Below are 13,411 nucleotides of genomic sequence, written 5' to 3' on the forward strand. Positions count from 1 at the left end.
AGGCAGGTCACAGCGAGTTCCTCGAAGCCGAAGGTTAGAGCCACTCGATCCAGACCTGCGAGTTTGATTCAAGGCAGCGCTTCAAGGGTGTAGCAGCAGAGCTTCTTCACCGTGGCATGACCAACGGAGGAGACAGTGATGAACACTGCTGAAGTTCGACCCCAGGTTTCCCAGCAGGAAGCCGAGCATCTGACGTGCACCTTGGACGAGCTGGTAGAGCGGGCCCGTACCCTCGCTGTCAGCGGAAGCCGGCGCATCCTGGGCATTGCGGGAGCGCCGGGTGCAGGAAAGTCCACTGTGGCGCAGGCTATCGCCGATGCCTTGGATGGCCAGGCTGCCCGGGTCGGAATGGATGCTTTCCACCTGGCCAACGGAGTTCTTGCTGCGCGTGGCTCGATGGACCGCAAGGGCGCTCCGGACACGTTTGACCCCTGGGGATATGCCAACCTGCTACGCCGGCTCAAGGCGAACGGCGAGCCGGTTGTCTATGCCCCGATGTTCGATCGCAGCCTGGAGGAATCCATCGGCTGCGCGATCCCGGTGGCCCAAAAGGTCCCCCTGGTCATTACCGAGGGGAATTATCTTCTCCTGGACGCCGAAGGCTGGCGGGAGAGCCGGGCGCAGATCGACGAGCTCTGGTTCCTGGACCTAAGCGACGACGAGCGGCAGCTGCGGCTGCTCCGGCGCCACGAAGCCTTCGGAAAGCCGCCCGCGGAAGCAGAAGCGTGGGTACTTGGCAGCGACCAAAGGAATGCCGCGGTCGTTGCTGCTACCCGGGAACGCGCCGATTTGATCATCGACCTGAGCTATTCCCACAGCCGTGAGACCTTCACGAAGGCCTGAATGAAGAGGAAGACAGAAGTGACAGCACAACGAAGTGTCTCCGGCTGCAGGGCCGGGGCCGCCGCATTCGTCCCGTACCAGCTGACAGGTGTTACACCATGACAACAATCCCCGTTTTGGAAGCCCGCGGCCTCACCCGCAGCTTTGGCAATGTACGCGCCCTCGACTGCGTCGACTTCGATGTCAACGCAGGCGAAGTGGTTGCCCTCATAGGTGACAACGGCGCCGGAAAATCGACCCTCGTAAAGGCACTGTCGGGAAACCTTGCTTTGGACTCCGGCAAGATCCTGTTTGCCGGCGGCGAGGTTGAACTGACTTCCCCGAGCCATGCCAGCAGCCTGGGCATCGAAACCGTCTATCAGGACCTTGCCCTGGCACCACACCTGAACGCAGCCCAAAACATGTTCCTGGGCCGCGAAATCCCCAAGCCCGGCTTTCAAGGGCGGCTCGGATTCATGGACAACAGGACAATGCGTGCCAAGTCACGGGAAGCCTTCGATGAACTCGGAGCTACGGTTCGAAGCCTGTCCGACCCAGTCGGCAGCATGTCGGGAGGCCAGAAGCAGGCGATCGCCATTGCACGTGCTGTTGCCTGGGCCAAGGGTGTCATCTTCCTGGACGAACCGACAGCCGCGCTGGGAGTCGTACAGACAAAAAACGTGCTCGAGACGATCCGGCGTGTCCGTGACAAAGGTGTGGGCGTCGTGTTCATCAGCCACTCGATGCCGCACGTCATCGATGTTGCCGACCGAGTCCAGGTACTCCGGCTCGGACGCCGGGTGGCCACCTACGAGGCGAAGAAAACGACTGTGGAAGAACTAGTCGGTGCAATGACCGGCGCACTTGATGGAGCACACTCATGACCACAACCGAAGCCGTACCCCGGACAGCCGGGACGGCACCCGAGATTTCACGCGCACACACCCTCCGACAAGTTCTCCACGTTCAATCGTTCCAGATCCTGCTTGTTCTGATGGTCATCTTCCTGGCCTTCACAGCGCTGGCGCCGGACGTGTTTCCGACCTGGGGCAACGTCCGCCAGATCATCCAGAACGTCTCCATCCTGGGTGTCCTGGGTATCGGCATGACCTTCGTCATTGTCACCTCGGGCATCGACCTGTCCGTTGGATCCAACCTTGTCTTCTCCGGAGTCGTGGCGGCAAAAGTGATGCAGGCCATGGGCGATTCTGGATGGGGAACTGCCATTGTCGGTATCCTCGTCGCCGTCGGATGCGGGCTCGGTTGGGGTCTTCTCAACGGTGTTCTCATCGCGAAAGCCAAGGTGCCGCCGCTGATTGTCACCCTGGGAACACTTGGCGGCGCCTTGGGGCTGGCGCAGGTCATCACAGGCGGCGTGGACATCCGCGAAGTACCTGCGGTTCTCCAGGACACCATCGGATACGGCAACGTTCCGGGAACCACCTGGCCGACAATTTCCCTGATCGCGATGGTCCTGATCCTGATCTTCGGGACCGTACTCCACCGGACCAGATTCGGCCTCTACACCTTCGCCGTTGGCTCCAATGAGGAATCCGCCCGCCGGGTTGGCGTGAAAGTGGACCGCCAACTGATTTCCATCTACGCACTCTCCGGTGGCCTCGCCGGCGTGGCAGGCATCCTGTCGCTGTCCCAGTACGGCACGACCGCCATCGCCGGTCAGTCAGCGACAAACCTTAACGTAATCGCCGCCGTCGTGATCGGTGGAACGTCACTCTTCGGCGGTGTCGGCACCATCTTCGGAACCGTCATTGGCCTCTTCATCCCCGCGGTACTCCAAAACGGCTTCGTCATCGTCGGCATTCAGCCGTTCTGGCAGCAGGTGGCAGTCGGCGCCGTTCTCGTCCTCGCCGTCTATGTCGATCAGCGCCGCCGGGCGGCGGCAGCCCGAGGGCAGTCCGCCAAGCCTGACGGCAAAAAGAAGCTGTACGGCCGACGCTCCAACTGATTTTCCCCCCGCATCAACCTATCCAAGCAAACTAGGAGCTACACAATGAAGTTGACCCCTAAAGCCACCCTGCTCGCGGCTGCTCTCCTCGCCGCAACGTCCCTCACGGCCTGTGCCGGCGGAAGCGCCTCGGCCGGGAGCTCAGCCGGAGACCAGCCCAAGCTCACCTTCATCCAAGGTGTGGCCGGTGACGAGTTCTACGTCAGCATGCAATGCGGCATCGACGCCGCTGCCAAGGCAGCCGGCGCAACGATCAACACGCAGGGGCCGGCCAAGTTCGACCCGACCCTTCAAAAGCCCATTGTCGATTCTGTTGTGGCATCCCAGCCGGATGCCATCCTGATCGCGCCAACGGACGTGGCCGCAATGCAGGCACCCTTGAAGGCTGCTGCGGCCGCGGGCATCAAGGTCATCCTGGTTGACACCACGGTGCAGGACCCCTCATTCGCCGCGTCTGCGATCGCCTCGGACAACAAGGGCGGTGGCCTTGAGGCCTTCAAGGCAATCAAAAACCTTAGCCCCAACGGGGGCAAAGTCCTCGTAATTTCCACTGACCCCGGAGTCTCAACAGCCGATGCCCGTGTTGCGGGCTTCGAAGAGGGCGCCAAAGCCGACTCAACCTTCCAGTACCTGGGCGTGCAGTACAGCCACAACGATCCGGCTGAAGCCGCCAGACTCGTTTCCGCTGCGTTGGCCAAGGACCCGGACATTGTCGGAGTCTTCGCGGCCAACACCTTCGCGGCAGAGGGAACAGCCACAGGCATCCGCCAGGCCGGCAAACAGAATCAGGTGAAGATCGTCGGCTTCGATGCCGGGCCGGCACAGGTCAAGCAGCTCAAGGAGGGCATCGTCCAGGCCCTGATCGCACAGGAACCGGCATCAATCGGCACCCAGGGTGTGGAGCAGGCCCTCAAGGCCATCAAGGGCGAGCCCACAGAGAAGGAGATCCAGACCGGGTTCAAGCAGATCACCGCGGACAACATCAGCGGTGACGGCGCGAAGTATGTCTACAAGTCCTCCTGCTAACAGCGAGCGTTCCGGTGCCGTTGTCCGCCCACTCGCAAGCTGGCAACGGCACCATCCCACCTCTCCCGACCAAAGAGAAGAACGACATGACGTCCCTGAATGAAGCGGCCCTTCCAGAAACGGCAGGCCTGCTACCCATCCCCTCGTATCAGCGCCGCGCGGTGCGGACCGGGATTGTTCACTTCGGCGTCGGCGGATTCCACCGATCGCACCAGGCAATGTTCATCGACCGCCTCCTGAACCTGGGCGGCTCCCAGGACTGGGGAATCTGCGGCGTCGGAGTGCTCGCCTCGGATGCCCGCATGCGCGATGTCCTCGAAGACCAGGATGGCCTGTACACGCTGGTGTTGAAGGGAGCGGATGGCACCGAAGACGCCAGAATCATCGGTTCTATCACTGAGTACTTGTATGCCCCCGACGACCCGGCAGCGGTGATCCGCAAACTCTCAGATCCTGCTACGCGCATAGTCTCCCTGTCCATTACCGAGGGCGGCTACAGCATCAGCGACGGCACGGGTGAATTCGATCCCCGTACGCCGGACATTCTCCACGACCTGAAGCAGAACGCCGTTCCACGCTCCGCGTTTGGCCTGATCACCTCAGCCTTGGCGCACCGCCGTGACCAGGGCACGGCCCCGTTCACCGTCATGTCGTGCGACAACATTCAGGGGAATGGCAACGTCGCCGGCAAAGCGCTCGTGTCCTTCGCCCGACTCAAGGATCCCGAACTGGCCGGCTGGATCGCCGACACCGTAGCCTTTCCCAACTCCATGGTCGATCGCATCACCCCCGTCACCACCGACCATGACCGGGCCGCGGTGACCGAAGCTTACGGATTCTCAGACGCATGGCCGGTCGTTGCCGAGCCATTTGAACAATGGGTTCTCGAGGACAAGTTCACCGCCGGGCGTCCGCCTTTGGAAGACGTCGGTGTGCAGATCGTGGACGACGTCGAGCCCTATGAACTCATGAAACTTCGGCTGCTCAACGCGAGCCACCAGGTCATGAGCTATCTCGGCTACCTCGCCGGATATCGGTTCGTCCATGAGGTCTGCGCCGATCCGCTGTTCGCCGAGTTCATCAGCGGATTTATGGAACGCGAGGCGACACCCACCCTGCGACCCGTGCCCGGAATCGATCTGCAAGCGTACCGGAACGAACTCATCCACCGCTTCGCCAACCCCGCCATTCGTGACACCCTCGCCCGCCAAATGGTCGACGCATCCGAACGGATCCCCAAATTCGTGCTTCCGGTGGTGCGTGAACAGCTTGAACTCGGAGGCCCAATAGACCGGGCTGTACTCGTGATCGCCGCCTGGGCGCGGTTCCTGGAAAGCACGGACGAAGATGGCGAACCGGTAGCCATCACCGACCGGCGCCTGGACGAACTCCGCGCGGCTGCCCGTGCGGACCAGATAGAGCCGGGTGCCTTCCTCAACCTGACCGAAATATTTGGCGACCTGGGCCGGAACGCCCGCTTCGCCGCCGCGTACCGGCAGGCCCGCAAAGCCCTGGAACGCTCCGGGGCGCGAACCGCCGTTCAGGACCTGACCGAACTCTTGATGCCTACAAGGAGTACTTCATGACCGACTCACCCACAGCCAGCACGGCAGTCGAAGCCCGATCTGCAACAACCGACTTCAACGGCCGCTCCATCCTGGTCACCGGAGCCAGCGGCGGCATCGGGGCCGCCACCGTCCGGCAACTCACCGCCGCGGGGGCGAAGGTCACCGCCAGCGCCCGCACGCTCGAGTCCTTGGCGCCGCTCTGCGATGAAACTGGCGCCCAGCCCTTGGCATTCGACCTGACCTCCGAGGAAAGCATCAGAGACGCCCTCGAGGGCCTGGACCTGTGGGGCGTCGTGAACTGCGGCGGCTTCGGCGGCGAAATCGCCACACCGCAGGACACCGACATCGACGTCTTCGACAAGGTCATCAGCATCAACGCCCGTGGGGCCCTCCTGGTCATCAAACATGCGGTGCCCTCCATGATCCGCCAGGGCAATGGCGGTGCAATCGTCAACGTCTCCAGCCAGGCCAGCATGGTCGCACTTCATGGCCACATCTCCTACGGCTCCTCCAAAGCCGCCCTGGACAACATCACCCGGGTGTCGGCCCTGGAACTTGGCAAGCACAACATCCGCGTCAACAGCGTCAACCCGACAGTGGTCATGACCGACATGTCCAACTTCTACTGGGGGCGACCCGACGTCGGCGGCCCCTTCCTTGAGCAAATGCCACTCGGACGATGGGCCACCGTCGACGACGTGGCCGGCCCCATTGTCTTCCTGCTCAGTGACGCCGCCGCCATGATCACCGGTGCTTCCCTCCCGATCGACGGCGGCTACACCAGCCGCTGACCGCCGTTCCCGGCGCGGGGCGCCGCGACCCGACCTCAATGTGAAATGGATGACAATGAACCTGACCGAAGAACGCGCATCCGAGGCGATTATCGTCTGCGGAGTGCCGGCGAGTGGCAAGACGACGTTTGCTCATGACCTGGCCCGCGAGCTCCACTGGACCATCCTTGACCTGGACACCGTCACGAATCCCTTGTTTGAGCACATGGGCGGCGAATTCCTGGTCGATGTCCCTACAGCACAACCCGCAGCGCGTGCGAGCGTGAACGATATTCGCTACACCTGCCTCTTCGACACCACCCGGGAGAATCTCGCACTGGGCAACAGCGTGGTTGTTGTTGCTCCGTTCACGTCCGAACGCACGTTCCCGGCTGCGTGGGCACGGCTTATTGAACGCCTCGCGATCCCTGAACCGCGGGTGCACCTCGCCTGGATGGACACCCCGCCGGGCGAGGTCGTGAGACGCATGCGGCTCCGCGGAGCGGCCCGCGACCTCGACAAGGTCAAGAACCCGGAGCGTTTCCTTTCTCCAGAGGTTACGCAGGCCCCCGGCGTCGGGCATATCCGTATTGATGGCCTGCTTACGCCGCGTCAACAGCTTGAGCACTTCCTCTCGGACTTCGCTGTGCGCGAGGCCGTGCACTGAGCCGCCGCTAGCGGTCACCCCGCCATTCCTCCACCGAGGGGCCATGCCTCCCAAGGCGCACCCCCTACGAGGCGCGATTTGTCGCGCCCTCACGACGGCAGTTTCCGGTGCATCCGGCCGCCGGACCCCAGATCCTCACAAGACCAAGACCATCTAATTAGGAGAAACCAGTGAACACTCTTACGACTCTCGAGCGCCGCGGCATGGCAGCGATCTCGACCCCTGGCGGCAAGATGCTCATCGTTGCAGCCGACCAGCGCAACGGCATGAAGGCCGTAATGAACGACGCACCCGGCGGGCCGAACTCCATTACAGCCGAGCAGCTCTCCGACGCGAAGGTGGATCTGGTCCGCTACCTGGGAAACGCCGCACCGGCCATCCTGCTCGATCCTGAGATTGCCCTGCCCCGTGTGGCGGATGAGGGCGTTCTCTCTCGCGACACCGCGTTGGTTGTCGGTCTTGACGCTTCGGGCTTCGACACGGTCGACGGCCTTCAGTACACAAAGTTCGTCTCGGGAATGACGCCCCGCAGGGTGCGCGAACTCGGCGGCAACGTGGCGAAGATGCTCTGGTACATGCGCCCCGATCTTCAGGACGCCAGCTCGCGCGTCGCGGATGAAATCCGCGAACTCGTCACGGCATGCACCGACGAAGGACTCCTCCTCATCGTCGAGATCCTGGTCTATCGCCTCGAAGACGAAAGCGAGGAAGCCTACGCTGCTGCGTTCCCCGGACTCGTCGCCGGTGCTGCCCGGCTCTCCGTCGAATGCGGCGCCAAGGTGCTTAAGCTGCAGTACCCCGGATCCGGTGAGGCCAGTGCCTCGGTCACCGAGGCGGCCGCAGGCGTGCCGTGGGCCGTACTGTCTGCAGGCGTGGACCACGAGACGTTCATCAGGCAGGTAGAGATCGCTGTCGCAAACGGTGCCGGCGGCGCCATGGCGGGACGCTCGCTCTGGAAGGACAGCCTTGCTGTCTCGGCAGAAGTCCGCGAGCGACTGCTGACGACGCGTGCGCTTCCCCGCCTGCAAGAGCTCGAAGCCATTGTGGACGGGACGCTGGTGGCGTCCCAACGCGCCACCATCTGATCAGCGCCCATGAGGCTGGCGGACGACGGCGGGAGGTCCCGCCGTCGTCCGTCTTCTGTTCTCAGGCGTCCAGCAGTCCGCCGCTTGCCCAGCGCCGCACGGCCAGCTTCTCGGCGGCGTCGAACTCCAGGAGCGCCACGCGGCAGAGCTCTTCCACGTTCGCGGTCCAGGCTGCTGCCAGACCTTCCGCGGTCGCCTCGTCGGTGAGCGGGAAATTGACGTAGGCCAGACCTTGAAGAACAAAGCTCACGGCGTTGCGGGAGACGGGCTGGTCCGCGTTGACGCAGTCGTCCCTCACCTGCCGGGACAGTTCGGTGCGGTTGAGTGGATGCTCACGAAGCCTGGCTTCCATGGCATGGAACATCTGGCGGAACTGGGCTGCGGAAAGTGCCGGCACGTCCGTCACCCTGGTGACCTGTTCCTCGATGCCCGGCTGCAGGTCCGCGGGCGCAGGAAGATCCTCGCTCGAGAACCGCTTCGCGTCCCAGACCCAGCCACCTTGTGCCGGAGAATATTCGACGCCCTGGCCGATCTGGGACACCCACGTCCCAAACTTTCCCCAGCCTCCCCAGTCCGTCTTCAGGGAAGGCTCTGCAGTGAGTGCCCGGTGGGCCACCATCGCGCCGTTAACCGGTCCGGGAGCGGCGCGGACGAACTCGAGGACCTCACGGATGGCGGGCGAGGCGGACTTGGCCTTCGCCTTCGCTGCGGCGGGGACAGTCTGGTGCTTCCCGGACGCCACCGCATGAACCGGCTCCACCGTTGAGCCGTTGAGGATGGCGACGAAGTCGTGGGATTCCACCACATGGTCCGCCATCTCCCGGTACGCGAAAGCAACGGCACCGGCTGCGATAACCGTGGTCATGCGGTCAGCGGCCCGGAACCGCTGGATCAGGGACGTGAAGTCGGCATCGGCCGAGGCAATGAAGAACTCTTCGATGCCAACGTTGCCGGACAGCGCGTCCATGGCGTCGAGCACCAGATTGATGTCCGTGCTGCTCTTGCCCCGCTGCGTCAGCGACGGGCAGTCGATCACGCGGAATCCGGCGCGGGTCCAATACGTCCGGTACTTCGAGTACACCACCGGGTTCAGGTAGCAGTTGCGGATCAGGAACCGGCGGGCGTCCTCGCCGGAACCACCTGCTGACAACGCATCCGCCCAGTGCTTCGGGTCTTCGGCAAAGCGCTTCGCTGCCAGCGGATCCAGTGCCTGCAGGCCGGTGAAGACGTTGTCGAAATCAACGAACATCGCAGCTCGGATGCCAGGCCTGCGGGACGGTGGGAGGGCCTCATTCATTGGCTCAGTGTGTCAGGAACGGCGCGAACTGGCGACCGGTCCGGCTGCGACACGCTAAGGGCGACGGCATGGCCCCGCGAACCGCGGCAGTGAGCGGACGACGGCGGGAACCTCCCGCCGTCGTCCGCTCACTGCGTGCTCCGGTTACAGAACCTTGCTGAGGAACCCCTGAGTTCTGGCGTTCCGCGGCGAGGAGAAGATCTCATCGGGGGAGCCTTCCTCGACGATCAGTCCCTGGTCCATAAACAGCACCCGGTCGGCCACTTCCCGGGCGAAGCCCATTTCGTGGGTAACTACCACCATGGTCATACCCTCATTGGCCAGGTCCTTCATGACGGTGAGCACCTCGCCGACAATTTCCGGGTCCAGGGCTGAGGTGGGCTCGTCAAAGAGCATGATTTTTGGATCCATGGCCAGCGCGCGGGCTATGGCCACACGCTGCATCTGACCGCCGGACAGGCTCCCGGGGAAGGCCTCCATCTTTTCGGCCAGACCCACCTTTGCCAGCAGCATTTCGGCTTTGGCGCGGGCTTCGTCCTTGTTGACCTTGGCAACCTTGAGCGGGGCCAGCATAACGTTGTCGATGACCTTCAGGTGCGGGAACAGGTTGAAATGCTGGAAGACCATTCCCGCTTCCTGCCGGACCAGGTTGATGTTCGTTTTCGAATCGTCCAACCGGTGCTTGTTGATCACGATGCTGCCGGACGTGATCGATTCCAGGCCGTTCATGCACCTCAGGAACGTGCTCTTGCCCGAACCTGAGGGGCCGATGACGCACACCACCTCACGCTCACGGATGTGGCAGTCAACGCCTTTGAGGACATGGTTCGGGCCGAATTTCTTATTCAAATTCTCAACAAAAATCACAGTCATATTCCGATCTAAACGCTCGCGGGCTCGGGAAGTTTGAGGGGGTCCACCTGGATGCCGGTCCGTTTCTCGTACAGGCGCCCCAGCAGGGAGATGCTGTAGCAAATGACGAAGTACATGGCGGCGACCGTCAGGAACGTCATGATGGGGTCGCCGGTGAGGTTGGTGACAATGTTGCCCGCGTGGGTCAGCTCCACCAGCCCGGTCACCGTCACCAGGGAGGAATCCTTCACCAGGCCAATGATGAAGCCGACGCCGGGGGGAACCATGATCTTCCTGGCCTGCGGCATCACCACATACCGGAGTTTCGCCCAGTAGTTGAGGCCGAGGGCATCTGCCGCCTCACTTTGTCCCCTCGGCACGGCTTCGATGCTGCCACGCACAATTTCTGCCACATAGGCGGCGGCGAAGCAGGTCAATGCGATGACGGCCGAGGTGAACTTGTCCAGTTCCAGGCCGGGGAACAGCAGCGGGATTCCGAAGAAGATGAAAAAGATGATGACCAGAATCGGGATGCCGCGGACGCAGCTGATGTAGATGGTGCTGATCCACCGGGCGATCCTGCTGGGGGACGTTCTGGCAATGCCGAGGATCAGTCCGAAGATGATGCCGAGAATGCCGGACATGGCGCAGAGCTGAATGGTCAGCCAGGCCCCCTTGGCCAGCGGAATGAGGTCCTGCCAATCAAAGGCCCTAAACACGTGCGCCCACCGCCCACCGAAACAGCGTTGTTTCGGCCCGTTTCGAGGCCAGGGACAGCAGGGCGGAAACGCCAAGGTAGAGCAGCCCGCCCACTGCGAGCACCTCGATGGTCCGGTACGTGGTGTTGCTGACGCTCATGATCGCGTTGGTCAGTTCAGGAAGCGAGATGATGGATCCAATCGACGAAGCCAGGAACAGCAGAATCAGCTGGTTGGTCAGTGCAGGGAAAACGTTCCGGGTGGCTGGCAGCAGGACGATGTAGCGCACGATCTGGGCGTTCTTCATACCCAGGGCCTTGCCGGCCTCACGCAGGCCGTGTGGCACCGACTCGAAGCCGGCCCGGTAAATTTCCGCCGTGTATGCCGCGTTGTTGAGGGTCAGGCCAATAACGGCGGCCCAGATGGGTTCGAGGTTGATGCCCAGCGCGGGAAGGGCAAAGTAGATCAGGTACAGCTGCACCAGCAGAGGCGTGTTGCGGATGGCCTCGATGTAGCACGAGCAGAAGATGCTGACTGCTTTTCCGGGCCCGACCTTCCCCAGGTACAGGAAGACGCCGAGTGCGCTTCCTGCCACCATGGCCACGAGCGTGATGTAAAGAGCTGTCCAGAGCCCCTCAAGCAATAGCGAGCTGAACGGGAGAAGGTCTCCGAAATATAAAGCCATGAGCAAAGGGTCCTATCCGTGAACGGCGGTGTGGGTGAATGACTGCCTGTCCTTCACCCACACCGGAGAGTGCGTCCGAATACTGTTAGTGGGCGAGGAAGGGCGGAAGTTCCAGCCCGAACCACTTCTGCAGGGAGGCCTCGTTCTGTCCGGAGATGGTGTAGTTCCGGATGAAGTTGTTGATGTAGTTAACCCACGTCTGGTCGCCCTGCTTGACGCCGATGGAGAACAGCGCCGGCTTGATCGGGTCGCCCTTGAGCACCTGGAATGCGGACGGATCACTCTTCACGAGCCCGCCGATGATCGCGTTGTTTTCAATCAGCGCGTCCACCTTGCCGCTCTTGAGGGCCTGGATGGAATCGGCCGTGGTGTTGAAGCCGGCGATCTTGGCGTTCGGGAAGGTGGCCTTGAGGATTTGCTCGCCCACACTTCCGCGCGACGTGGCCACGGATTTCCCGTCCAGATCCGCGTAGCTGGCGATCGGGCTTCCCGCGGGCACCATAAAGACGGTGGAGCTGGCGGCGTACGGCTCGGACATATCCACCACCTGGGCCCGCGCATCCGATGCCGTGAAGGTTGCAATGACGGCGTCCGCCTTGTCGGTCTGCAGCAGCGGGATGCGGCTTTCGTTCGTGGCCGTGACGAACTCAATCTTTGCGCCCAGCGAGGCGCCGAGCGCGTTCGCGACGTCAATGTCGAAACCCTCGTGCTCACCTGATGACGTCATCACGCCGTATCCCGGAGAGTCGGCACTGACGGCGATTTTGATCGTCTTCGTCTTGAGGATCTGGGTGAGGTGGCTGTCAGCCACGGCTACTGTTGCGCTCGCAGCGCCGGCCGAGGCGCCGCCGGAGGAGCAGCCTCCCAGCGTGAGGGCCAACGCGATAGCCGGAACAAGAAGCAACTTCGGTGTTGCTTTGAACATGGTGCTCTCCTGGGATTATTGATGCGGATCGGATGCGGGGGTGACGGAGTCCGGGGATCCCGGTCGTTCGCCGTCGGAGATCATATAGGAATACGCACTATCATATAGGGGATGTGACGCAGGTCAAGCCCCTCCTGAAAACCGCTTGTGTGCGTTCGCCGGAAGGGGTTGGCGCGGTTCATCCGGACACGCCAGAGGCGCCGCCGTGCCCCGGTAAATCAGGACACGACGGCGCCTCGCAGCTTCTACTCCGACGGGGAGTTACCCCGCCGGGGCGTTACTCGGCGGGACGTTACTCGACGGGACGCAGGCGCACCGCCTGCATGCCGCCGTCGACCGCCAGTTCAGTGCCCGTCGTCGAACCGGCCAGCGGACTGGCCAGATACGCGACCGCCGCTGCAACCTCCTCCGGCGTCACCAGCCGGCCGTGCGGCTGCCGGGCCTCCAGCGCCGCGCGTTCGGCTACCGGGTCATCCGCCTGGCTCAGCAGCCGGTTGATCCAGGGCGTGTCAGCCGTGCCCGGATTGACACAGTTGACCCGGATGCCTTCGCGGACGTGATCGGCCGCCATGCTGAGCGTCAGCGCCCGGATGGCGCCCTTGGTGGCCGCGTAGAGTGCGCGGGCGGGCAGCCCGGCCGTGGCGGCGATGGAGGACGTGTTGACGATCGCGGCGGCGGGGGACTGCCGGAGATGGGGCAAGGCGGCACGGCTCACCCGCACCGCGCCGATCACGTTGACGTCCAGAACGCGCTGCCACTCGGCGTCGTCATTGTCCGCAACGGTTCCCTGGGCCCCTATCCCTGCGTTGTTGACCACGACGTCGATCCCCCCGAATTCCCGGGCAACGCGTTCAACGGCGGCACGCACCGAAGCGTCATCGGCCACGTCGCATCGGATCGACAGCGCCGCTCCGGACGCCGCCTCGGGATTCAGGTCCAGCACCGCCACCCTCGCTCCGCGCCGGGTCAGATGCGCCGTTATGGCCGCTCCGATGCCGGAAGCCCCGCCGGTGACGATGGCACGGATGCCTTCAAACTCCATTGCCGGGT

The 13,411-nt window shown here is 63.1% G+C and carries 14 protein-coding genes; 8 read left to right on the forward strand and 6 right to left on the reverse strand.

Annotation, left to right across the window (positions count from 1 at the left end):
• The first annotated feature begins 138 nt into the window (after window positions 1–138).
• The 8 genes from NG697_RS16370 to NG697_RS16405 all read left to right on the forward strand — a co-directional run bounded on the left by NG697_RS16370 (window position 139) and on the right by NG697_RS16405 (window position 7,904).
• Window positions 139–843, forward strand: a complete 705-nt coding sequence (locus NG697_RS16370; RefSeq protein ID WP_252614677.1) for a nucleoside/nucleotide kinase family protein — start codon at window positions 139–141, stop codon at window positions 841–843.
• A gap of 98 nt (window positions 844–941) precedes the next feature.
• A complete protein-coding gene (locus NG697_RS16375; RefSeq protein WP_252600461.1) occupies window positions 942–1,706 on the forward strand; it encodes an ATP-binding cassette domain-containing protein in 765 nt (254 codons plus the stop codon).
• The gene (locus NG697_RS16380) at window positions 1,703–2,788 is read left to right on the forward strand and encodes an ABC transporter permease (protein WP_252600462.1); all 1,086 of its coding nucleotides are present in this window, start codon (window positions 1,703–1,705) and stop codon (window positions 2,786–2,788) included. Before NG697_RS16375 ends, NG697_RS16380 begins: the two co-directional genes overlap by 4 nt.
• Before the next feature lie 45 nt (window positions 2,789–2,833).
• Window positions 2,834–3,814, forward strand: a complete 981-nt coding sequence (locus tag NG697_RS16385; protein WP_252575940.1) for an ABC transporter substrate-binding protein — start codon at window positions 2,834–2,836, stop codon at window positions 3,812–3,814.
• A gap of 86 nt (window positions 3,815–3,900) precedes the next feature.
• Window positions 3,901–5,400 carry a mannitol dehydrogenase family protein gene (locus NG697_RS16390; RefSeq protein ID WP_252614678.1) on the forward strand — a complete coding sequence of 500 codons (1,500 nt, stop codon included), beginning with the start codon at window positions 3,901–3,903 and terminating at the stop codon, window positions 5,398–5,400.
• Window positions 5,397–6,173, forward strand: coding sequence for an SDR family oxidoreductase (locus NG697_RS16395; protein WP_252575942.1), 777 nt, complete (start codon window positions 5,397–5,399; stop codon window positions 6,171–6,173). Before NG697_RS16390 ends, NG697_RS16395 begins: the two co-directional genes overlap by 4 nt.
• A gap of 55 nt (window positions 6,174–6,228) precedes the next feature.
• Entirely contained in the window at window positions 6,229–6,819 is a 591-nt protein-coding gene (locus tag NG697_RS16400) for a P-loop nucleotide/nucleoside kinase family protein (RefSeq protein WP_252600464.1), read from the forward strand.
• Between the two features lie 170 nt (window positions 6,820–6,989).
• Window positions 6,990–7,904, forward strand: a complete 915-nt coding sequence (locus tag NG697_RS16405; RefSeq protein WP_252600465.1) for a hypothetical protein — start codon at window positions 6,990–6,992, stop codon at window positions 7,902–7,904.
• 61 nt (window positions 7,905–7,965) lie between these two features.
• Here NG697_RS16405 and NG697_RS16410 read toward each other — a convergent pair whose 3' ends face one another.
• The 6 genes from NG697_RS16410 to NG697_RS16435 form a co-directional block, all read right to left on the reverse strand.
• Window positions 7,966–9,201 carry an NYN domain-containing protein gene (locus tag NG697_RS16410; RefSeq protein WP_252600466.1) on the reverse strand — a complete coding sequence of 412 codons (1,236 nt, stop codon included), beginning with the start codon at window positions 9,199–9,201 and terminating at the stop codon, window positions 7,966–7,968.
• A 144-nt stretch (window positions 9,202–9,345) separates the two neighbouring features.
• Window positions 9,346–10,074 carry an amino acid ABC transporter ATP-binding protein gene (locus NG697_RS16415; RefSeq protein ID WP_256471159.1) on the reverse strand — a complete coding sequence of 243 codons (729 nt, stop codon included), beginning with the start codon at window positions 10,072–10,074 and terminating at the stop codon, window positions 9,346–9,348.
• 8 nt (window positions 10,075–10,082) lie between these two features.
• Window positions 10,083–10,772, reverse strand: a complete 690-nt coding sequence (locus NG697_RS16420; RefSeq protein WP_252600467.1) for an amino acid ABC transporter permease — start codon at window positions 10,770–10,772, stop codon at window positions 10,083–10,085.
• Window positions 10,765–11,436: an amino acid ABC transporter permease gene (locus NG697_RS16425; RefSeq protein WP_252600468.1), complete on the reverse strand. Its 672-nt coding sequence runs from the start codon at window positions 11,434–11,436 to the stop codon at window positions 10,765–10,767. The genes NG697_RS16420 and NG697_RS16425 overlap by 8 nt, the downstream gene beginning before the upstream one ends.
• Before the next feature lie 85 nt (window positions 11,437–11,521).
• On the reverse strand, window positions 11,522–12,361 hold the full coding sequence (locus NG697_RS16430) for a transporter substrate-binding domain-containing protein (RefSeq protein WP_252614679.1): 840 nt from the start codon (window positions 12,359–12,361) through the stop codon (window positions 11,522–11,524).
• A gap of 292 nt (window positions 12,362–12,653) precedes the next feature.
• A complete protein-coding gene (locus NG697_RS16435; RefSeq protein WP_252600526.1) occupies window positions 12,654–13,403 on the reverse strand; it encodes an SDR family NAD(P)-dependent oxidoreductase in 750 nt (249 codons plus the stop codon).
• Between the last annotated feature and the right edge of the window lie 8 nt (window positions 13,404–13,411).

The organism is Pseudarthrobacter raffinosi, assembly GCF_023913835.1.
GTDB lineage: Bacteria > Actinomycetota > Actinomycetes > Actinomycetales > Micrococcaceae > Arthrobacter > Arthrobacter raffinosi.